The sequence below is a fragment of the Streptomyces sp. NPDC003027 genome, from assembly GCF_053591435.1.
The window spans coordinates 1-21,320 of record NZ_JBSFTU010000065.1 but is presented as its reverse complement, the minus strand read 5'-3'; the positions used below and the strand labels follow the sequence as shown (position 1 = coordinate 21,320).

At 70.4% G+C, this 21,320-nt stretch carries 12 protein-coding genes; 8 read left to right on the top strand and 4 right to left on the bottom strand.

The window, feature by feature from the left end:
• The first annotated feature begins 40 nt into the window (after positions 1-40).
• Positions 41-865, top strand: a complete 825-nt coding sequence (locus tag ACWDX6_RS29265; protein ID WP_451487891.1) for a hypothetical protein — start codon at positions 41-43, stop codon at positions 863-865.
• A 128-nt stretch (positions 866-993) separates the two neighbouring features.
• Here ACWDX6_RS29265 and ku read toward each other — a convergent pair whose 3' ends face one another.
• Positions 994-2,079 (bottom strand): non-homologous end joining protein Ku, encoded by a 1,086-nt coding sequence (gene ku / locus ACWDX6_RS29260; RefSeq protein ID WP_451487890.1) that lies wholly within the window; start codon positions 2,077-2,079, stop codon positions 994-996.
• Between the two features lie 59 nt (positions 2,080-2,138).
• Between ku and ligD the strand changes: the two genes are divergently transcribed.
• The gene (gene ligD, locus ACWDX6_RS29255) at positions 2,139-3,023 is read left to right on the top strand and encodes a non-homologous end-joining DNA ligase (protein WP_451487889.1); all 885 of its coding nucleotides are present in this window, start codon (positions 2,139-2,141) and stop codon (positions 3,021-3,023) included.
• A gap of 262 nt (positions 3,024-3,285) precedes the next feature.
• Here ligD and ACWDX6_RS29250 read toward each other — a convergent pair whose 3' ends face one another.
• On the bottom strand, positions 3,286-4,257 hold the full coding sequence (locus ACWDX6_RS29250; protein ID WP_451487888.1) for an ATP-dependent DNA ligase: 972 nt from the start codon (positions 4,255-4,257) through the stop codon (positions 3,286-3,288).
• A gap of 361 nt (positions 4,258-4,618) precedes the next feature.
• On the opposite strand from ACWDX6_RS29250, the gene ACWDX6_RS29245 reads away from it, so the two are divergent.
• The 5 genes from ACWDX6_RS29245 (at position 4,619) to ACWDX6_RS29225 (ending at position 11,998) form a co-directional block, all read left to right on the top strand.
• Positions 4,619-6,736, top strand: coding sequence for a PBS lyase (locus ACWDX6_RS29245; RefSeq protein WP_451487887.1), 2,118 nt, complete (start codon positions 4,619-4,621; stop codon positions 6,734-6,736).
• Positions 6,737-6,906: 170 nt separating this feature from the next.
• Positions 6,907-7,734, top strand: a complete 828-nt coding sequence (locus ACWDX6_RS29240) for a hypothetical protein (protein WP_451487886.1) — start codon at positions 6,907-6,909, stop codon at positions 7,732-7,734.
• Complete coding sequence (locus ACWDX6_RS29235; RefSeq protein ID WP_451487885.1) at positions 7,731-9,035, top strand: ATP-binding protein; 1,305 nt, start codon at positions 7,731-7,733, stop codon at positions 9,033-9,035. Before ACWDX6_RS29240 ends, ACWDX6_RS29235 begins: the two co-directional genes overlap by 4 nt.
• A 102-nt stretch (positions 9,036-9,137) precedes the next feature.
• Positions 9,138-10,520, top strand: a complete 1,383-nt coding sequence (locus ACWDX6_RS29230; RefSeq protein WP_451487884.1) for an FtsW/RodA/SpoVE family cell cycle protein — start codon at positions 9,138-9,140, stop codon at positions 10,518-10,520.
• Positions 10,517-11,998 (top strand): penicillin-binding transpeptidase domain-containing protein, encoded by a 1,482-nt coding sequence (locus ACWDX6_RS29225; RefSeq protein WP_451487883.1) that lies wholly within the window; start codon positions 10,517-10,519, stop codon positions 11,996-11,998. Before ACWDX6_RS29230 ends, ACWDX6_RS29225 begins: the two co-directional genes overlap by 4 nt.
• Positions 11,999-12,149: 151 nt before the next feature.
• Here ACWDX6_RS29225 and ACWDX6_RS29220 read toward each other — a convergent pair whose 3' ends face one another.
• Together ACWDX6_RS29220 and ACWDX6_RS29215 are read right to left on the bottom strand one after the other, a co-directional pair.
• The gene (locus ACWDX6_RS29220; protein ID WP_451487882.1) at positions 12,150-12,575 is read right to left on the bottom strand and encodes a hypothetical protein; all 426 of its coding nucleotides are present in this window, start codon (positions 12,573-12,575) and stop codon (positions 12,150-12,152) included.
• A 16-nt stretch (positions 12,576-12,591) separates the two neighbouring features.
• Positions 12,592-20,493, bottom strand: a complete 7,902-nt coding sequence (locus ACWDX6_RS29215) for a ricin-type beta-trefoil lectin domain protein (protein WP_451487881.1) — start codon at positions 20,491-20,493, stop codon at positions 12,592-12,594.
• Positions 20,494-21,078: 585 nt separating this feature from the next.
• Here ACWDX6_RS29215 and ACWDX6_RS29210 point away from each other — a divergent pair.
• Positions 21,079-21,320: hypothetical protein (locus tag ACWDX6_RS29210; protein WP_451487880.1), on the top strand; the 242-nt coding region annotated here is incomplete at its 3' end.

Here is a 21,320-nt window from a genome sequence, read left to right as displayed (position 1 = left end):
GGTCCGTTATGCGATACATGACGGATGCGAGGATGACCGCATGGGATCGCTTCTTTACGTCACCGACCTCGGGTACCAGGCGCGCGGTCGTCGTTACTGCGACGAGGACATCTGGCTCGCCGGGCGGCTGCGCGAGGAGTTCGACGTCGCCCTCTGCCACCCCCTGGACGCGGCCGCGCTCATGGACCGCTTCGACGCCGTCGTCGTACGCAACAGCGGTCCGGTCATCCACTACCAGGAGGCGTACGACACCTTCCGCGCCGCCGCCCTCGCCAGCCGTACCCGGATGTTCAACTCGCTTACGGGCAAAGGGGACATGGCCGGGAAGGAGTACCTCCTCCACCTGTCGAGGGAGGGGTTTCCGGTCATTCCCACGGCAGGGCGGCGCGAGGAGTTCGGGCGGCTGCCGGAAGCCGACGAGTACGTCGTCAAGCCGCTGCTGGGCGCCGACTCGGTCGGTCTGCGCTTCGTCGACAAGGCGCGGCTCACGGAGGTCGATCCCGCCGGCATGCTCGTACAGCCGCGCATCCCGTTCACGTACGAGGTGTCGTTCTACTACGTCGGGCGGAGCTTCCAGTACGCGCTGTACGCACCGGATCCCGAGTCCCGCTGGGTGCTCGAACCGTACGAACCGACCGCCGAGGACCTGGAGTTCGCCCAGCGGTTCGTGGACTGGAACGACCTCGCGTACGGCATCCAGCGCGTCGACGCCTGCCGGGCGCCGGGCGGGGAACTGCTGCTCGTCGAGCTGGAGGACCTCAACCCGTATCTCTCGCTCGACCTGGTCGGGGAACCGGAGCGGGAGCGGTTCGTGACGGCTGTTGCCGCTTCACTGCGCGAACTGCTGGGCGGGGCGCGGCGGTAGCGGTGGCGGAAGTGGGGGCGGCGCGGGAGTCGGTTGCGGGGGTCGTAGACAGGGCGTCGTAGGGGGCCGTAGACAGACAGGGCCGTAGACAGGGACCGGTTGCGGGAGTCGCAGGCGGGGCGGGCCTCCTACGCCGTCCGCTTGCGGGGGGTCGCCTTCTTCGCCTGGGTCTTCTTCCCCGTCTCCTTCGCCGTCTCCTTCGCCGCGGTCTTCTTCGTCGCCGACGTGCTCTTCGTCGCCGCGCCCCTGCTCTCCGTCGTCTTCTTCGCCGCCGCCTTCTTCGACGTCGACTTCCGTGCGGGCTCCGCCGTCTTCTTCGCCGCCGTCCTGGACGTCGACTTCTTCGCCTCCGACTCCTTCGGCGCACTGCGTGCCGCCGCCTTCTTGCGCGGCTTCAGCTCCGTCACGGAGGCGTCCTCCGGCGGCGCCTCGCCACGGGCCTCCTTCGCCGCGCGGACACTGCTCTCCAGCGCCGCCATCAGGTCGATGACCCTGCCGCCACCCTCCGCGGCGGGCTCCGGCGGCGCCATCGCCGCGCCGCCCTCGGCCTTCGCGGCGACCATCTCCTCGACCGCCTCCCGGTAGTCGTCGTGCAGGGTGCTGATGTCGACCTCACCCAGGGTCGCCATCAGGGCGTCGGCCAGGTCGAGTTCCGCCTCCCGTACCGAGACGGGCGTCTCCGGAGCCACGCCCTCCGGGGCGCGGATCTCGTCCGGCCACAGCAGCCCGTGCATGGCGATGACATCGTCCACGACCCGGAGCATCCCGAGCCGCTCCCGCCCCCGCAGGGCGAACTTCGCCACCGCCACCTTGTCGCTGCGCTTGAGCGCCTCGCGCAGCAGGGTGTACGGCTTGGCGGCCGGCACGCCGTTCGGCGCGATGTAGTACGCGGCGTCCATCTGGAGCGGGTCGATCTCGCTCGCCGGCACGAACGAGACGATCTCGATCGTCTTCGCCGTCGGCAGCGGCAGGGAGGCCAGGTCCTCGTCCGTGATCGGGATCATGGTCCCGTCGGCGTCCTCGTACGCCTTGCCGATCTCCGCCTGGGAGACCTCCTCGCCGTCCAGCTCGCACACCTTGCGGTAGCGGATGCGGCCGCCGTCCTCGGTGTGGATCTGGCGGAAGGACACGGACCGGCTCTCGGTGGCGTTCACGAGTTTGATCGGGATGCTGACCAGGCCGAAGGAGATAGCGCCGTTCCAGATGGATCGCACGTTTCATCCCTTTCGTGTGACTTTGCACGGCAATGCCGGATTCGTGGGATTCTCATCGTATGACGCCGATCACGGAGGTGGAGGGGCGGCGCCTGGCGCTCAGCAATCTCGGCAAGGTCCTCCACCCGCTCACGGGCACCACCAAGGGCGAGCTGCTGCACTACTACGCCACCGTCGCGGACGCGCTCCTCCCCCATCTGCGCGACCGGCCGGTGTCCTTCCTGCGCTATCCGGACGGTCCGGACGGGCAGCTCTTCTTCACGAAGAACCCACCGCCCGGCACGCCCGCCTGGGTGAACACCGCGCCGGTGCCCCGTTCCGAGGACCCCGGCGCCCGGCAGGTAGTCGTCCAGGACCTGCCCTCGCTGATGTGGGCGGCGAACCTCGTCGTGGAGTTCCACACGCCCCAGTGGCGGACCGACACCCCCGCCGTCGCCGACCGGATCGTCTTCGACCTCGACCCCGGGCCGCCCGCGACCGTCGTGGAGTGCTGCCGGGTGGCGCTCTGGCTGCGCGAGCAACTCGCCGCCGACGGCCTGGAGACGTTCGCCAAGACCTCCGGCGCCAAGGGCCTCCACCTGCTCGTCCCCGTGGAGCCGACGCCGTCCGAGCAGGTCTCGGCGTACGCGAAACAGCTCGCCGTCCGCGCCGAGGCGGACCACCCCGCGCTGGTCGTGCACCGGATGGCCCGCGCGCTGCGGCCCGGGAAGGTCTTCGTGGACCACAGCCAGAACTCCGCCGCCAAGACCACGGCCACGCCGTACACCCTGCGCGCCCGGCCACGGCCGACCGTCTCCGCGCCGGTGACCTGGGAGGAGGTCGAGGCGTGCGACGAACCCGAGCAGCTCGTGCTGCTGATGAACGACATCGCGCCACGTCTGGAGCGGTACGGGGAGCTGATGGAGCCGCTCTTCGACCCGGGCCGGGCCGGGGTCCTGCCGTAACCACGCCCGGTGCCCTGACCACGGCCCGGGCCCTGACCCCGCCTGATCCCTGACCACGCCCGGCGCCGACCACGCCCGGTGCCCTGACCACGGCCCGGGCCCTGACCCCGCCTGGTCCCTGACCGTGCCCGGTGCACGGCTCAAGCCCGGGGCCCAGGCGCGCACCCCGGCGCCCCGGTCGCGCACCCGAGGCACACCCGGCGTGCACCCCGGCGGCCTCACCGCCGTCCCGCCGGCGCCTCACCGCCGCCGCACCGCCGCCTCACTCCACCTCCGCGTCGGACTCCTCCGGTGTCAGGTCCGGCCGCAGGCGGAGCCACGACGGCTGGCGCAGCAGACCCGCCCGGGTCCGGACGGCGTACCGGACCTCGCCGACCAGGCGCGGCAGGACCCAGTGCGCCCCGGCCACCGGAGGCACCTCCGAGAAGGGGCACTCGTCGATCTCGGCGGCGTACAGCAGCCGGGCCAGTTCGGTGCGTTCCGCTTCGCTCCACCCCGTGCCGACGCTGCCGACGTAGCGCAGTCCGCCGGCATGGCGCTGGCCCATGAGCACCGACCCGGGCAGGCCGGACAGCCGTCCACCGCCGGGCAGCCAGCCGCCGATGACGATGTCGGCGGTGCGCATGTTGCGGATCTTGATCCAGTGCCGCGACCGCGCCCCCGGCTCGTACCGGGAGGTGATCCTCTTGCAGATCAGGCCCTCCAGGCCGTGCTCGCGGGTCGCCCGGAGCGCGGCCTCGCCATGGCCCACCAGCGCGCCCGGCGTGGACCAGGCCGGACCGGCCAGGCCCAGCGCTTCGAGCTCCTGCCGCCGGTCCGCCCAGGGCCGGCCGGTCAGCAGCCGTCCGTCCAGGAACACCACGTCGAACAGGACCGCGTGCACCGGATCGCGGGCGGCCAGCCGGCTCGCCCGCGCCGGTGAGCCCGCCAGGCCCATCCGGGGCTGCAACCGGGCGAAGTCGCTGTGCCCGTCCTCGTCGAGCATGACGATCTCCCCGTCCAGGATCGCCGTACGCCCCACGGGCAGCGCCCGGCCCAGCGGCCGGAGTTCCGGATAGGCGGCGGAGACGTCCTCACCGGAGCGCGAGCGCACCACCAGCGTTCCGTCCCCGGCGAGGTAGAAGATCGCCCGCTGGCCGTCCTGCTTCGTCTCGAAGGCCCACCCGGCGTGCTGCCCGGCGGGCGGCAGGGCGCCGGGCGTCGCGAGCATCGGCGGGATGCGGGGAAGGTCCACGGGTCAGGACTGACCCGTGGCGCGTGCCGCTACTCCCCCACGCCGGTCGATTCAGCCTTGGGACACATTCCGCCGGCAGGGGCCAGGGAACGGTCGCCGGCCGGGTGCGAGCGGCACTTCCGCCGGTTCAAGCGGCACTTCCGCCGGTTCACACGGCACTTCGAGGGCGCGCGAATCAACAGTGGGAGGCCTGTGCGAGCGGCGAGCGTCCCGCGAACTCCCCCCGAGCGCCGCGCGTGGCGCAAAGCGAGCGCCCCGTGCGGCGTTCGCCGGACGCGTCCGGTCAGCGGGCCCTGAGCGACGGTGACGTGGTGCACACTTGCTCCCTGGTACAGCGCTCACGGGGAAGGCGGCGGCCGGCATGCTGACGGGGATCGAGGAGGTCGACTGGGCCTCACTGGGGCACGCGTACGGGCCCGCCGACGATGTGCCGGGGCTGCTGCGCGGGCTCGCCTCGGACGATTCCACGGAGCGCGAGCTGGCCCTCGACGGCATGTACGGCGCGGTGCACCACCAGGGCGACGTGTACGACTCCACCCTCGCCTGCATCCCCTTCCTGCTCGAACTCGTCTCCGACGCCTCCGTACAAGACCGCGGCGGCATCGTGGAGTTGCTGACCAGCATCGGCGGAATCGATCTCGACGGCGACGACGAACTTGACGAACTCGACCCCGATGACGGGGAGTTGATTCCGGCTGCCAACTACGCGATGGCCGCGGCCGCCGTCGCCGCCGGGGCGGACGTGTTCCTCGGGCTCGTCGGGGATCCCGATCCGGAGGTGCGGCTGGCGGCCCCGTGCGCGCTCGCCTCGATGCATCCGGAGCCCGCGCGCGTACTGACGCTGCTGCGTGAGCGGCTCACGGTCGAGCGCCACACGGAGGTACGGCTCGCCCTGGTGGAGGCGGTCGGGCGGATCGCACGGCGCCACGAGTCGCTGCGCGACGAGACCGTCGACTGGCTCGGCTGGCTCTCCCGCGCCGCGCACGCACCCGGGCTGCGGCTCGCGGCCCTGGCCCAGCTGGCGCGGTGCGCCCCCGGCGAGGTTCCGGACGACATCGTGGAGCGGGTGACGGTCCTGCTCGACGAGGTGGCCGGGGCCCCCGATGCGTACGAGGCACCCGAGGCGACGGAGCTCTTCACGGAGAGCGGATGGCCGGCCACGCCCGCGCTCGCCGGACAGGTCCGTGAGCTGGTCGACGAGCAGCCGGCCGAGCGCCGGACCCCCTGGACCGACGAGCTGCTGCGTACCCTGCACACCGCTCTGGACGACCGGGTCGACGACCGGATCGCCCTGATCCTCGCCCAGCTGCGCAGTCCCGACCGGTCCCGGCGCTCGGACGCCATCTGGCTGTGCGGCGGGCTCATACGGATGTGGCGCGGCCGGTACGAGGAGGTGGTGCGGGTCATCGGGGACCAGCTCGCCGACCCGGACCCGCGACTGCGCGAGGCCGCCACCTCTTTCTTGGAGCGGCTCTTCGAGCTGACGGGCCCCGCCACCGACGCGCTCGCCGCCCGCCTCGTCGCCGGGCCGCCGACGCCGCTGGGGCGGGGTGGCCCGGGAGCGCGGGTCGGAGGCCGGGGGGCGCTGCTCGCTCTGGCCCGGTCCGGGGACGCCCGGGCGGTACCGCTCCTGGCCAGGGCGCTCAAGGAGCCGGAGGTGCGCCGGGAGCTGCTGTACGCGGTCGACGCCCTGGGCCCCGCCGCCGTACCGCTCGCACCGGTGCTGCGCCGCAGACTCGCGCGGGTCGAACTGGACGACCGGCTGTACGACCATGCGGCACCGCTGCTCTTCGCCCTGACCGCGGTCCGGGGCACGCAGGCCCTGCCCGAGGTGCTGCGGGTGCTGCGCGGGGCGCCCCCGAACCGGCGGGACTGGGTGCGGGAGTCGGCCCTGCGGGCGCTGGCGGCCTTCGGCCCGGCGGCCCGGGAGGCCGTCCCGGACGTACGCGAGCTGCTGGTCTGCGACTCGGCCGCCGTCTCGGCGAGCGCGGCACTCGCGCTCTGGTCGGTGGAGGGCGAGTCGGCGGCCGTGCTGCCGGCTCTGGAGGGGTGGCTGCGGCCGGACGCCGGCGAACCGGAGTGGTGCGCGGCCGCCCGCGCCCTGGGTTCGATCGGCCCGGCGGCGGCGCGGAGCGCGCCCGCGCTGCGCCCGGGCCTGCGGGCCAGGGATGTGTGGGTACGGGTCGCGGGCGCCACGGCCCTGTGGCGGGTGGCGGGTGACGTGGAGGCGACGCTGCCGGTACTGCTCAGGGCCTGGGAGGAGAACCCGCACGCGCGCGTGGACATCGCCGAGTGCCTGGCGGAGATGGGACCGGCGGCACGGGTGGCCGAGCCCGCGATCCGCGACGAGCTGGCCCGGCGCCGCCGCCACAACGTCCGCGAGCACGGCTCGGGCAGCCATGACATCCACCAGGACGAGAAGCTCGTGGCCTTCTGCCACGCGGCCCTGGACCGCATGGAGTGGAACCGGCACAGCTGAGCCCGCCCGCACGGGCGTGACCACGAGCCGTCGGACGTAGACGTAAGCAAAAAGGACTTTCCTACGAATAAGGTCTGAGGGAAGCCCGATCGTCCCGAGCTCCGGCCGCCCCCACCGATGGCGGCCTGTTGCTCAGGACGGTCACCGCACCGACGACATCCTGGAGCAGTGTGAGACCGCGCGGACTGCCGTACGCCGCCGCCGTGGCCCTGTCCACCGCGGCGGCGCTGCTCGCGCTCTCCGGCTGCGGCGACGAGGGCGGCCTCGAGAGCGCGGGGCCCACGCCCACCGCCGTCGGCCCGGTCCGCCTCTGGCCCGATCTGCCGCCCGCGACCGCGCCGCCCCTCGACTACGGCGAGACCGACACGCAGCGCGTCCCGGGCATCAAGGCCCCGGGCGACGACGTCCACCGCGTCGACCCCGTGGCCGTGGTCCAGACCGAGGCGAACGCCCACCCCGACACGTACAGCGGGGCCGACGGCATGTACGAGGAGACGGCCCGGCGGATCGCCCGGTGCGCGGCGGAGCCGAGGGCATGCCCGGTGATGCGGCCCTACTACCGCGATCTGACCGGCGACGGCCGTGACGAACTGATCGTCGGCATCCGCATGCCGGAGCAGCAGTTCGGCGTCCGGGTCTACCTCGCCGAGAGGAGCGGCCTCACCCGGATCATGGCCACCGTCGACCAGGTCATCAGCGTGGAGATGGCGGGCCGGGACCTGATCATGCGGGTCAGCTCGGCCGGCATTCCCGGGTACGAGTACCGCACCGCCTGGTCCTGGGACGAGCAGCAGCACTCGATGCTGGCGACCCGGGACGAGATCGTCCGCGTCAAGCCACGCGGCCCGGCCGCCTCGCCGCCCCCGGAGCCCAGCGCCGAGCCGACCCCCGCGCCCGCGCCGACCTCCGCACCGACCTCCGCACCGATTCCCGCGCCGACCTCCGCGCCTATTTCCGAAGGCGCCCCCGGGAGCAGCCCCTCCGGAGGCCGCCCATGAGCCCGCGCCTCCCCGCCTGGGCGGCGACGCTCACCTGGAAAGCCGCGGTCTTCATCACCGTCATGTGCTGCGCGCTCGCCGCCCTGCTCGGCATCCTCGTCCATGTCTCGGTGACCGGGCGGACCGTGAACGACTCCCGCGAGCGGGCGCTGGACCGGCTCACGGCGGCCGCCCGCGCCTACGAGGCGGGCGACCCGCTCCCCCGGTTCGCCGGGATCGACCCCGAGGGCCTGCCGGGCTCGCTGCGCGCGCTCGCCGTCGGCGGGGAGCGCGGCACCATGGTCACGTCGTACGAGGGCAGGCCGACGATGTGGGCGGCCGGCCCCGCCGACGGCCGGGCCCTCGCCGTACGGACGGACTACTCGGCGAGCGCCGAGACCATCAGCGGTCTGGACCGGTCGATCCTCGGCTCCTCGGTGCTGGCCATCGGGGCGACGCTGCTCGTGGGCGCGTTCGCGGTCACCCGGGTCACGCGACGGCTGCATCTGACGGCTCAGGTGGCCCGGCGGATCAGCGCGGGTGATCTCGACGCCCGCGTCGACGACCCCCGTACGAAGGACCCTTCCCGTCCCCAGGACGAGGTCGCCACGGTCTCCGGGGCGCTCGACACCATGGCCTCCTCGCTCCAGCGCAAGCTGCAGAGCGAGCAGCGGTTCACCGCCGACGTGGCGCACGAGCTGCGGACCCCGCTCACCGGACTGTCCGCCGCGGCCGAACTGCTGCCGGAGGGGCGGCCGTCCGAGCTCGTACGGGACCGGGTCAAGGCGATGCGCGCGCTGACCGAGGACCTGCTGGAGATCTCGCGGCTCGACGCCCGCAACGAGACCGTGGACCTGGCCGTGCACGAGCTCGGACCGCTCGCGGAACGGGTGGTGCGCGTTTCGGGGACGCCGACCGAGGTACGGATCGTGCGGGACGCCACGGTGGAGACCGACCGGCGGCGCCTGGAGCGGGTGCTCGGCAACCTCGTCGCCAACGCGCACAAGCACGGCGCCCCGCCGGTCGTCCTGACCGTGGACGGCCCGGTGGTGACCGTGCGGGACCACGGGCCGGGCTACCCGGAGTACCTCCTGGAGTCGGGGCCGCAGCGGTTCCGTACGGAGGGCGGCGGCAAGGGCCACGGGCTCGGTCTGACGATCGCGGCGGGGCAGGCGGAGGTCATCGGAGCGGAGCTGGTCTTCGCCCACCCGCCGGACGGCGGGGGCGGGGCGCTGGCGCGGCTGACGCTGCCGGAGTACGTACGGTTCGGGGCGGCGGACGAGGAACCGGGGCGCGGCCCGGGCCCGGATTCGGCGCCCTGACAGCACACGGGCCCACTCGCCCACCCGTACACAGGCCCCGACCCACCGGCACACCGTCACACATAAGGGATATAACGCTTACTGCTTGCTACGTTGCGGACCATGACCGCAACGACGGCGGACGCTTCCCCGCCCGGGCTGTCCACCCCGAAGGGCCGCGGCGTGGAACTCTGCCTCCTCGTCTGCGCCGTCCTCATCTCCGTCTACGGCTACGCCGAGGTCGGCCTGGTCAGGAACGGCGTAGTGCCGCCGGACGCCGCCCGCTACGGCGCCGGGCTCGGCCTGCTCGCGCTCCTCGCGCATCTCTCGGTCCGCTTCCGCGCGCCCTACGCCGACCCGCTGCTGCTGCCCATCGCCGTCCTCCTCAACGGCCTGGGCCTGGTGCTGATCTACCGCCTGGACCTGGAGACCCCGCAGGACCGCGCCGCGCCGACCCAGCTGGTCTGGTCGACGCTCGGGGTGGCGCTGTTCATCGCCGTCGTCGTGCTGGTGCGCGACCACCGCGTCCTCCAGCGGTACGCGTACCTGTCCATGGCCACCGCGCTCGCCCTGATGACCCTGCCGATCTTCTTCCCGGCCGTGAACGGGGCGAAGATCTGGATCCGGATCGGCGGTCTGTCCTTCCAGCCGGGCGAGTTCGCCAAGATCCTGCTGGCCGTCTTCTTCGCCGCGTACCTCGGGGCCAACCGCAACGCGCTGGCGTACACCGGCCGCAGGGTGTGGAAGCTCCAGTTTCCCGCCGGCCGCGTGCTCGGTCCGATCGTGGCGATCTGGGTGCTGAGCGTGGGCGTGCTGATCCTGGAGCGCGATCTGGGCACCTCGCTGCTCTTCTTCGGCATCTTCGTGATCATGCTGTACGTGGCGACGGGCCGGACCGGCTGGATCGCGGTCGGGCTGCTCCTTGCGGCGGTGGGGGCCTTCGCGGTCGGCTCCCTCGAACCGCACGTCCACAGCCGGGTCCAGGACTGGCTGAACCCGTTCGCCTCCATCGAGGCGGGCGACGGGCCGGGCCAGCTCGCCCAGTCGCTCTTCTCCTTCGCCGCCGGCGGGATGCTCGGCACCGGCCTCGGCTCGGGACACTCGATCCTGATCGGCTTCGCCGCCAAGTCCGACTTCATCCTGGCGACGGCGGGCGAGGAGCTCGGCCTCGTCGGCCTCACCGCCCTGTTCCTGCTGTACGCGCTGCTGGTCGCCCGCGGCTACCGCGCCGGCCTCGCGCTGCGCGACCCGTTCGGCCGGCTGCTCGCGATCGGGCTCGCCTCGATCCTGGCGCTCCAGGTCTTCGTGATCGCCGGCGGGGTGATGGGCCTGATCCCGCTGACCGGCATGGCGATGCCGTTCCTGGCGCAGGGCGGCTCGTCCGTGGTCACCAACTGGGTCATCGTGGCGCTGCTGATCCGCGTCAGCGACTCGGCACGGGCGCCGCTCCCCGCACCGGCGGCCGAGCCGGAGATCTTCGTACCGGTCGTGGAGGACGCCCGGTGATCCCGTACATCCGTCGCGCCGCCGCGCTCTGCTTCGTCCTCCTCGTGGCACTGCTGGCCAACGCGGCCCGGGTGATGGTCTTCGGGGCGGAGCCACTGGACGACAACCCGGCCGACCGGCGGGTGGCGATCACCCGCTGGGGCCAGCCGCGTGGCGAGATCGTGGTCGACGGGAAGCCGGTGACGGGGGCGCGGGACAGCGGCGAGCAGCTGCGGTACGAACGCACGTACAAGAAGGGCCCGTTGTACGCGCCGGTGACCGGGTACGCCTCGCAGACGTACGGCACCACCTTCCTGGAACACGCCGAGGACGCGGTCCTCTCCGGTACGGACCCGATGCTGGCGCCGTTCCCGTTCTGGAACGACATCAGCCGGGGGCGGCGGCCGGGCGGGGACGTGGTGACGACGATCCGGGCGTCGATGCAGGAGGCGGCGTACCGGGGCCTGGACGGGAAGCGGGGCGCGGTCGCGGCGATCGAGCCGTCGAGCGGGCGGATCCTGGCGCTGGTGAGCAGCCCGTCGTACGACCCGGGGCTGCTGTCGGGCACCGGGCCGAAGGTGAAGGACGCCTGGGCGCGGCTGACCACCTCGCCGAACCAGCCGATGCTGAACCGGGCGATCCGGCAGACCTATCCGCCCGGCTCCGCCTTCAAGATCGTGACGGCGGCGGCGGCCCTGGACGCGGGCGCGGTGACGGACGTGAACGCGCCGACGCGCACACCGGACCCGTTCGTGCTGCCGGGCACGCGGAGGGTGCTGCCGAACGAGGCGAAGGGGTGCGCCGACGAGTCGCTGGCGTACGCGATCCAGTGGTCGTGCAACACGGTGATGGCGGGGCTCGGGGTGAAGGTGGGCCTGGAGGAGATGGTGGACGCGTCGCGTCGGTTCGGCTTCGGTGACACGGGCCTGAGGATCCCCTCCTGGGTCGCGAGGTCGAACTTCGACACCGACATGAGCGACGACCAGCTGGCGCTGTCGTCCATCGGCCAGTTCAACACGACGGCGACGCCGCTCCAGATGGCGATGGTGGCGGCGGCGGTGGCCAACAACGGCGAGATCGCCCACCCCCACCTGGTCGAGCGCACGACGACCTCGGGCGGCCGCGCGGTCCGCACGACGGGCCGCCGCAGCTACCGCCAGGCGATGCGCCCCTCGACCGCGACGCAGCTCCAGCGCCTGATGGTGAAGGCGGTCGAGGAGGGCACGGGCACGAACGCGGCGATCCCGGGCGCGACGGTCGGCGGCAAAACGGGCACGGCCCAGCACGGCCTCGGCAACACCGGCACCCCGTACGCCTGGTTCATCGCCTGGGCCCAGGCCCCGGACTCGGCCCAGCCGGCGGTCGCGGTGGCGGTGGTCGTGGAGGACGCGGAGGCGCGCCGGACGGAGATCAGCGGGGGCGGGAGCGCGGCGCCGATCGCGAGGGCGGTGATGGAGGAGGGGCTGAGGCTGGAGAGGGAGGGGCGGGGGCGTTCGTAGGAGAGGGCGGGAGCCCCGGATCACCTGGGGCGTGAGGTGTACCAGCCCGCATGCGGAAGGCCCTGCCGAATGTGTCATTCGGCAGGGCCTTCTTCATGCGTGGGGAGGCACGCCCGGCGCGGTCTCCCGCGCCGGGCGTGTCCTCGGGAGCCTAGGCGTCGCCCGGCTGCCCGAGAAGTTCCGCGACCTCCGTCCGGCGCCAGTCCCACTGAGGATGCTTCTCGATCAGATCGACGAACTCGGCGAACTCGAGGACGTCGCCGTGGTTGGTGTCGATCAGACCTGAGAAGCCTCGGAGCGCGTAGGCCAGGAACGCCCGTGCCGCGTCCATGGACTGGCAGGACACGTAGATCGCACGGGGTTCCGCACCGATCCTCCGCCTCGCGTCCTCGATCTCGTCGGGCTCGAAGTCCGCGAGCACATCGCCCGAGAAATTCAGAGCGTAGGAGTTCCCGTTCCAGTGCAGGAAGCTTCCGTCACCGAGCGGGTCCTTTCCGACTCCGAGGGACCGCACCTTGGCCTCGATGGCGGCGCACTCAGGTGCGCTCGCCAGCAGGACCACGGAAGGCCAGGACATGGCTACCTCCGCCTTCTCATGGAGCGATCACCGCTAGGAGGGTTTCGAGATCGGTTGTGACCATTTGGCCGGCCTGTTCCTGACCCTTGACGACCGATGGCTTCAACCTCTTGCTCGGCCAGATGAAACTGATGACCGGGTAGGAGGTCGCCGACTCGTATCGCTCGTGGTCGTGCTTGGAGCCCTTGCCCGTACCGGTCTTCACCTGGATCACCGCGTTGCGGGTCACGATGTCGAAGTCGGTGATGTCCTTGCCGTCCGAGCCGTGGATCTTGATCTCGACCGCTTGCACGTGGCCAGGGTAGCGGGCCTCGATCGCGGCGACGAGCTCCGGAACACCCGGGTCCTTGGGCGTACCCCAGTAGTTGGTCGGGCAGGTGTCGTTGTGAACGAGGACAGGTGCCGCGCCCACCATCGCGTAGTACGTGTGCAGGTCGGAGACGGTCAGGTTGTGAACCGTCGCGTCCGGTGCCGTCCAACGCTGGACGGTCGTGACCTGGACATGCGTACCCGCGCTGGTCTGGAGCCACTGACCCGACTCGAGGTCGGTGGCGTCGACCCACTCGCCCAGCTCGGGCACCCAGAACGGGTGCTCGGCGGTGGCGGTGATCCGGTCCGTCTTCGCGCCCTTGTCGCCGTCGGTGTCGACGGTGATCTTGACCAGGCGCTTGAGGCCCTCGCCCTTGATCTCGGCGGTGACCGTCTCGATCCGGGTCTCCCCGGTCTTCGGGTCGGTCGCGAGAACCTTGTCGCCAGTCTTGACCTGCTCGATCGGCTTGCTGGAACCGTCGGCCATCAGCACGCGCGTGCCGGGGGTGAAGCTGTTGCACCCCGGACCGTCGGCCTTCCCGGAGCCACCGCTGCCGCTCGAACCACCGTTGCTGCGGGAGGATCCACCGGAGTTGCCCCCGGGCTTTCCGCCGCCGCCCTTGCCACCGCCCGCGGAACTCTTGCCGCCGGCCCCAGAGCCCTTGTTGGCACCGCTCTTGCCTCCGCCGGAGTGCGAGGAGGACTTGGGAGCGGCCTTGGCCTGGGCCTTCTTCTGGACGGGGTTACCCGTCTTCTTCTTGGCGGCGGCCGCTCTGTCGGCCGTTCTCTTCGCTTGTTCGGCGGCCTTCTTCTTGGCCCTCTGCGCGGCCTCCTTCTTGGCCTTCTCGATGGCGGCCTTCTTGGCCTTGAGCGCTGCCTCCTCGGCGGCCTTGGCCTTCTTGAGGACGATCTCGGCGGCAGCCTTCGCCTTCTTGAACGCCTGGATGGCGTCGATGGTGCGGCTGACGGCCTTCAGGACCGACGGAATCTTGCCGAGCTTGGTCCACGGGATGGCCCCGACGATCAAGCTGCCGCACGACCACATGTCACCGCCGAAGCACGCCATGGCGTCGTTGATGCCGATGAAGTCCTTCAGCGCACCCCAGGCCGCGGAGAGGATCACCGAGGTGAGCGACTTGCCCATCATGGCCTGCGCCTGCGCCACCATCGCGGGGGACAGACCCGCGCCGGCGAGGGCCGCGGCCTTCTCCGAGGCGGTCAGTGAGATCGACAGACCCGTCGGGTCCGCGTGCGTGACCGGGTTGTTGTGCGCGTACGCGTACCCGTTGGACTGCAGCGGGTCGTTCAGGTCGAGCAGCGGGTCGGCGGACAGGAAGCGTCCGACCACCGGGTCGTAGAGACGGGCGCCCAGCGGCTGGAAGCCGGAGGCGTCGTCCCGGGTCTTGCCCAGGAACCCCTTGTCGGTCTGCATGTTGGCACCGGCGGTGTCGACGCCGCGCTGGTTGCCGAACGGGTCCTGCTTGCGGATCCGGACGGGCTGCGAACCGTAGAGGCCGACCTCGGAGTAGACAGAGCCCTGGTGGTCACTGGTGAGAGCGACCAGGGTCTCCCCGCCGGTGCCGTAGGCGTACCGGAGCACGGCGCCGCCGGGTGCGGCGTAGGTGCGCTGGCTCTTGATGAGGACGCCGCCCTGCTGAACGGTCACCTGAGTGTCCGACAGGAGGAGGGTGGCCTGCTTGCCCTTGATGGTCAGCAGACGCTGGCCGTCCGGGCCGTAGATGTGGCGGGTGTCGTTCTGCGGCGCCCACAGCTGCGCGGCGGCGGTGCCGTCACACGTGGCCAGGACGATCGCCGTCCCGCTGGCCGAGTTGGCGCCCTGCACCGCGAGGCACAGACCCGACGCGATGTGCGTCAGCTGCCCGGCGGTGTTGCGCTTCAGCTCCTGCGCGGCGGTGCCGGCGCACTTCTGGATCTGGAGCGCGGACCCGGCCGTGTTCGCGGCCGGCTGGAGGCACCAGTTGTCGTAGACGGAGAGCGTGCCCTTGTTGGGGTCGGTCTGCGTCCCGCCGGCCGGAGCCGGAGTCGGGCTGAACTTCCAGCTCTGGGCGACGGAACTGTTGCAGCCGTAGAGCTGGATCGGCTGGCCGGGGGCGGCCAGGCCGGACTTCAGGTCGATGCACTTGTCGGCGAGGCCCACATAGGGGGTCTTGCCGTTCGCGCCCTGACCGGTGATCCGGTCGACCTGACCGTCATGGGTCCACGACAGCGTCTGCTTGTCACCATTGTCGAGCGAGGTGATCGACTTGGTTTCACCCGTGAGCTCGTAGACGCGCTCGGCCTCGGCCTTCACCGCGGCGCCGGCGGGCGTCGTGTACCTCTTGAGCACCTTGGTCAGCGTGTGCGGCTGGGAGCCGTCCGCCTTCCCGTAGGCGTAGTCGGTGACAGCGTCCTTGGTGGTGTCACCCGTGAGGTTCTTTTCGGTCAGCTTCTTACGGTTGCCGAGAAGGTCGTACTCGTACTCCTGCCAGTAGCCGGAGCTGTCCTTGCCGGCGGCGACGTTCAGGGTGCCGTCGGTGTTCTTCGGGCCGGTGCAGTTCGCCTGGTCCTTGGAGGTCCAGGCCGACTTCAGCTGACCCAGCGGGTCATAGGTGAAGCACTGCCGCTCCTCGATCCCGACCGCCTGCTCCTGGATTCCCGTGACGTTGCCGGCCGGGTCGTAGCTGTAGGAGCGGTTGGAGACCAGGTTGCCGCTGGTCAGCGCCGCGGCGTTCTGCTCACGGTAGACGGACTGCTGCTTGAGCTCACCGCTGGACTCGTCGTACAGGTTCTGCGCCCACACACGGTAGGGCTGCGCGCCCAGCGTCGAGCGCACGACCTGGCCGTACGGGGAGTAGACGGTCTCCGAGCTGTACCAGTCCTTGCCCGAGAGCGAGAGCGGGTTGCCGTTCTTGTCGTAACGGACGGTCAGCTTCTCCGAGGCGAACTTGCCGACAGCGGGAAGAGTCGCCTCGTCCAGCATGCCGTTGTCGGAGAACTTGTAGTCGTACGTGTAGTCCGTCGCCAAACCCCACGTACTGGCCAGCGTCGACGGCAGCGACAGCGTCGTCGACGTCGGCTCGTAGTCCTTGGTGTAGCCGTTGACCTTCTGGGTGTACGCCAGGCCGTCGGTGTAGCGGGTGGCGGTGGCGGGCATGCCCTTGCCGCCCGGCGCCGTGTCGTAGGTGAACTCCGACACCAGCGTGCCGGTCGAGCCGTTCAGACGCTGCTGCTTCGGCCGCGACAGCTCGTCGTAGCCGTTCCAGATGGTGACACCACGTGCGTTGGTGACGGTCAGCTGACGGTCGAAGTGGTCGTAAGCCGTCCGCGTGGTGCCCGAGTCCGGGTCCGTCACGGTCTCGACCCGGCCGCGGTGGTCGTAGGTCCACGTCCACGGGTGGGTCGGGTCGGCCGAGTTGGTCACGGACCGGACTTCGCCGCGCGAGTCGTACGCGTACGACATCGACGTGTAGCCGTTGGGCGCGGCCGGGTTGAACGTGTCGACACGAGAGGTGCGGCCCAGGGCGTCGGTGTAGACCCGGTAGGACGAGGCGCCCTGCGGGTTGATGACCTTCGACCAGTCGGTGCCGTACTCGTACTTGGTCGCCCGCTCCGGGTACGCCTTGGAGGAGGCCTCCTTGGTGACCGGGTCGACGTACTTCATGTACGGGGTCTCGGTGACCACGCGGCCGAGGCCGTCGTATTCGTAACGGGTGATGTTGGGGATGGCGGTGTCGGCGAGCGGGGTGAACAGCTCGCCCGGCTTCGCCTCCTGGGTGAGGTAGGCGTTGTTGGTCTGGAAGACCTCACCGGCGCTGTTGTACAGCGTGTCGGTGACGAGGTAGCCGTTACCGCTCTCCGGCTCCTCCAGCGACTGACGCTCACGACCGAGGCCGTCGTACATCGTGACGGAGGTCTCGATCCGGTCCTCGTAGCCACGGGTGTAGGTCGCGACGTACGGAGGCTTGCGGATCTCGAGCGTCGGGTCCTCCGCGTCCGCCTCCGGCTTCGGGATCACGTACTCGGCCCGGAAGTCCGGCACCGCGCCCGCAGCGGGGGTGCGGCCTGCGGCCCATGCCTCGGAGAGACGGCCCAGCGGGTCGAACTTCGCCTCGCTGACGTGCCCGTTGGGGTCGGTCGTCTTGAGCGTGACCGCGCGGCCCGGCTCCAGCTCCTGCGTCTGGGTGTGGCCCAGCGGGCCGGTCTCGATGACCTTGAAGGCCTGACCGGTCGGCGGGTCGAAGGCGGTCGTGTTCGACTTGCCGTCGGGGTCGGTCTGCCGGACCACACGGCCGATGGCGTCGAAACCGGTGGTGCCGTTGCTCTGGAAGCCGGTTCCCGTGCCGTTCAGCGACCACGACTCGGACGCCAGACCACGCGTAGCGGTGCCAAGGGCGGTGTCGTATGCCTGACCGTCGTAGGCCGTGCGGGTGACACCGCTCAGGGTCGACAGGTCGGCCCAGTTGGCGTTGGCGCAGAGCGTCGGGGAGACCAGGACCTGCTTGGAGAGGCCGATCAGGTTCTTGGCCGTGTTGTGCAGGTACTCGAGCTTGGTGCAGGACTCGTCGCCGGTTTTGCCGGTGTCACCGAAGGACTCGACGAGCGTGGGCAGACCGTAGGTCGGCTCGAAGGTGGTGTTGGACTTGACGCTCCGCAGGGTGCGGGTGTCGTCACCGGTGCCGGAGGACCTCGTGTAGGCGATTTCCTCGGGCTCGGTGACGCGCCAGGCCTTCAGCGGGTCCAGGCCGTCGTCACGGTTGCGGCTGGCGAGCTCGGTCACCGCCGGCTTGGTGATGCTGCGCGTCAGCCAGCTGGTGTCCGCGTCGGTCGCGTTGGTGTAGGTGAGTTCCTCGGCTATTCGGCCGGCGAACGCCTCGTGGTCCTTGGCGATCTCGACGCCGGTGATGTCCTTGACGGAGACGGTGTCGCCCATGCCGCGGAAGTAGCGGGTGACCGCCTTGGTCCGCGGGCTCTCCAGACCGGGGGTGTTCTCGCCGGTGGAGCCTTCACCGCTGTCCGCGTCGGACGGCTTCGGGCCGGTCAGGACCGTGGTCTGCTCGAAGCCCGCGAACTGCGAATAGGTGCGCGTGGACTTCTTGGTGAACTCGGCCTCGGCGAGCTTCCAGCCGGCGTTCTTGTACTCGTAGAACGTCTTCGTGCCGTACGAGCCGGAGACGTTGGGGAGTTCCTCGATGGAGTCCACGACGTACTTGTGGAACCAGTCGATGTCCTCGACCTCGGGGTCAGGGTTCCAGTACGTCGGGTAGCACAGGCGGTTGTTAGCCTTCAGGCCGGCCGTGTCCGTCTTGGTCGGCAGGCCGGTGCCGGTGGCGCAGCCGCCGGCAATGGGCTTGTAGGTGACGACGGTCTCGCCGCCGTACTCGTTGATCACGCGTGCGATGCGCAGGCGGGAGAAGCCGGGCCGGTGGGGGTTGAACGCCTTGACACGGTTGGGCATGTCTTCGACGTTGGACTCGAAACGGACCGAGTTCAGCGTGACGCTCGCGTCGGTGGAGCCGTTGCGGGCGTAGCCGGTGCGTTGGATGGACTCCAGCCACAGGGCCGTGTTCACGCCGGTCGTCACGGGGGTGGTCTCGTCGGGCTTCGGAACGGCGAAGCTCTGGGTGAGCTTGTACTCGTCCACCACCTGGCGGGCCGTGGTGTCGGTGCGGCGCTGGGCCGAGGTGGTGATCTTGTCCAGACGCTTACGGGTCCAGAACGTCGGACCGGCGTTCCAGCACTTCTGCTTGTACGTCGTGGTGACCGCATCACATCGAAGGTCGGCCGGGGTGTCGTACCAGATGCGGTACTTGCCCATGTCCTTCGACTTGAAGTTGTCCTCGATGCACGTCAACGTGCCCTCGGTGAAGCAGCGCTCCTCGACGGAGAAGTTGACGCGTGCCGGAGCGGGGGCGGAGAAGATGCTGTCCTTGCGCTGGCCGTAGTCGATTCGCGCGAGGTAGCCGTCGCGGTGGTACTCGACGGGGGCCTTGAAGTTGAAGTTCCGCGCGTAGTAGTTCAGATCGCGCTTCCACCACAACGACATCGCGTTGCCGTGGATGTCCTCGACGTAGTCGAGGTTCCAGCGCCAGGCCTGGTTGCAGAAGGAGTTCTTCCAGTCACCGGCCTTGTAGCACGGCTCACCGGCGTGGTTGCCGTAGACCGGCACCGCGAGCACGGAGTCGGTGTACGGGTCGTCGGCGGCGGTGCCGTTGTCCGACCAGCCCGGCAGCTTGTTCAGACCGAAGTGGTAGCGGGTGCCGTCCTTGGTGGTGACGACCCAGTACTCACCGTCCGCGTCCTTCATCCCCGAACGCGGGTCCTTGGTGGTGTCCTTGATCCGCTCGATCTTCGAGCCGTCACCGTTGGCGGTGAACCAGGTGCCCTTGGCCGCGTCCCACACCAGCTCGGTGGTCATGCCACCCAGCGACAGGGTGGCGTTCTCCGAGCCGTAGCACTGGTCCGCCGTCTTGTGGGTGGCGTTGTTGGAGCCGGCCTTCTTGGAGTCCTGACGGCAGTTGGCGTACGTACGGGTGATGGAACCCGCGTTGTAGTCCCAGCCGTCACCGATCCAGGAAGCCTGGTTGTTCGTCGCCGAGGTACGGCCGTCGACCGACTGGGACGAGTAGCCCAGGTTGATCTTCGGCGCGAGGCCGCCGGCGGTCTCCGGGACCTGCACCTGATAGCCGTAGGTGAACGCACCCGACGACGAACCCGCCGACCACGAACCCGACGACAGCAGCGGGGAGGCGGTGAAGTCACCCTGCACCGACGAGCCGGTGTCGAGCATGCCGACCGCGTTGCCGCCGGTCGTCGTCTCCGCCGCCGAGAAGGAGGCCTTGCGCGCCGAGGCGCCCGTGGCCTGGGAGTCGACGCCATCGTCGAGGAGCTTGGCGACCGGGATCGTGCCCGAAAGGACCGTGCGGGTCTTGGCGTTCTTCGCCGCGGTGGTCCTGGTAGGCGCGTTCTTGGCGAGCACCTCCTCCACCGAGGTCTTCAACCGCTCGAAACCGGGCTCGTCCTTGCCGCCCGCCATCGTCGTCGTGCCGTCGTCAGCGCACTCACCCGCGGTCGGGTCCGAGTACACACACTCCGGCAGCAGCGTCAGACCGAAACGCTGGGCCGCCTGCGGACCGTAGAGGTCGGCGAAACCCGTCGTGTCGACGCGCAGCGTGACCTGGGCGGCCGGGTCGACGGTGGCCGGCGGAGTGACCTTCATGATCATTCCGGAGACGCCCGCGTCCTGCGAGGCCTCGACCGGCTTCAGGTCGACACTCCACTCACCGGCCAGCGCCGCCGCGTCGCCACCCTCGGGAACACCGATCGCGACCGGCAGGTTCTGCGAGACCGGAACCGTCGTACCCGGCTCACTCGTCGCCGTCAGCGTCGCCTTACCGAGATCAGCCACCCACGGGGTGACGTTCTTCGGCGCGTACGGCGTGACCGGCACCTCCGGCGCCGTCGTCAGCGCCTTCTGCGCCGTCGCGTCACCGTCGAGCGTCGTGGACTTCGGCAGATCCGGCAGGTCGACCTGGGAGGTCCCCTGCTCGCGGCTCATGCCGTCGCCGGGGATCGCCAACGCCTGCGAGCTGAGGCTTGTCACCGTCAGCATCGAGGAAAGCAAAAGGACAGTCGCCGTGCGGCTCAGCCGCCGGCGCTGTCGTTGTGACTCCGTCAAGGCTAGGCGTCCCCGCCCAAGCCATGACGGTGGACCTGAACCACGCATTGCGTCGACTCCCACCCAGGTAATACAGACAACGGAGAAGGTGCGGAAACACCAAAAGCACGCGCCTGCAGCAGGCACGTGCGTGCGAACTCTCTGACATGTCCGCCACGGATTCAAGATCGACGATTCGAACAAAATCTGTCAGAAGTGACATGCCTCACGGTGCACTTCTATCCAGATAGCTCCGTAAGCGATCTTGCGCAGGAACCGGATAAACCGGCATACGCCGGCACAAGAAGCCCCATTGAACAGAGGAATCGGGCCAAACCGACCGTCTGCCCCGGAAGTTCCTGGCCATGCGTAACGGTTTCACAACTCCTACGTCTGTGGACTTCCTGTGTCGCACGTGTGATCGTGTGCGCGCCCTATGCCCCGCGGTTCGCCGTCGGGGCTGTCTGTGCTGTCCTCGTCCATTTGGTTTCCACGGGAGTTGACGCCGTGCCCGCGCCGCCTCGTTATCTCAGCCCCTTCGTGCGCACGCGCACTCGGCTGTCCCTCACCATCGGCCTCGTTCTGGCCGCCCTGACCGCCACGTTGCTGCCCTGGTGGCAACCCGACGCACCGCCAGAGGCCCGGGCGGGCAAGCCGGTCGATGCCAAGCCGGCGTCGACCGGTCCGCGTGACCAGGCCGCGGCTGTCGCCGAGGCCAAGCGGACCCGCAAGCAGGTGCTCGTCGACACGGCGACCACCGCGACCGAGCAGACCTGGGCGCT

What these genes read in the sequence shown, in the direction of transcription:
- ACWDX6_RS29230 (WP_451487884.1), top strand. Translation starts at nt 9,138, where the DNA reads ATGACCGCAACGACGGCGGACGCTTCCCCGCCCGGGCTGTCCACCCCG.
- ACWDX6_RS29220 (WP_451487882.1), bottom strand. Translation starts at nt 12,575, where the DNA reads ATGTCCTGGCCTTCCGTGGTCCTGCTGGCGAGCGCACCTGAGTGCGCC.
- ACWDX6_RS29245 (WP_451487887.1), top strand. Translation starts at nt 4,619, where the DNA reads ATGCTGACGGGGATCGAGGAGGTCGACTGGGCCTCACTGGGGCACGCG.
- ACWDX6_RS29235 (WP_451487885.1), top strand. Translation starts at nt 7,731, where the DNA reads ATGAGCCCGCGCCTCCCCGCCTGGGCGGCGACGCTCACCTGGAAAGCC.
- ACWDX6_RS29215 (WP_451487881.1), bottom strand. Translation starts at nt 20,493, where the DNA reads ATGCTGACGGTGACAAGCCTCAGCTCGCAGGCGTTGGCGATCCCCGGC.
- ACWDX6_RS29265 (WP_451487891.1), top strand. Translation starts at nt 41, where the DNA reads ATGGGATCGCTTCTTTACGTCACCGACCTCGGGTACCAGGCGCGCGGT.
- ligD (WP_451487889.1), top strand. Translation starts at nt 2,139, where the DNA reads ATGACGCCGATCACGGAGGTGGAGGGGCGGCGCCTGGCGCTCAGCAAT.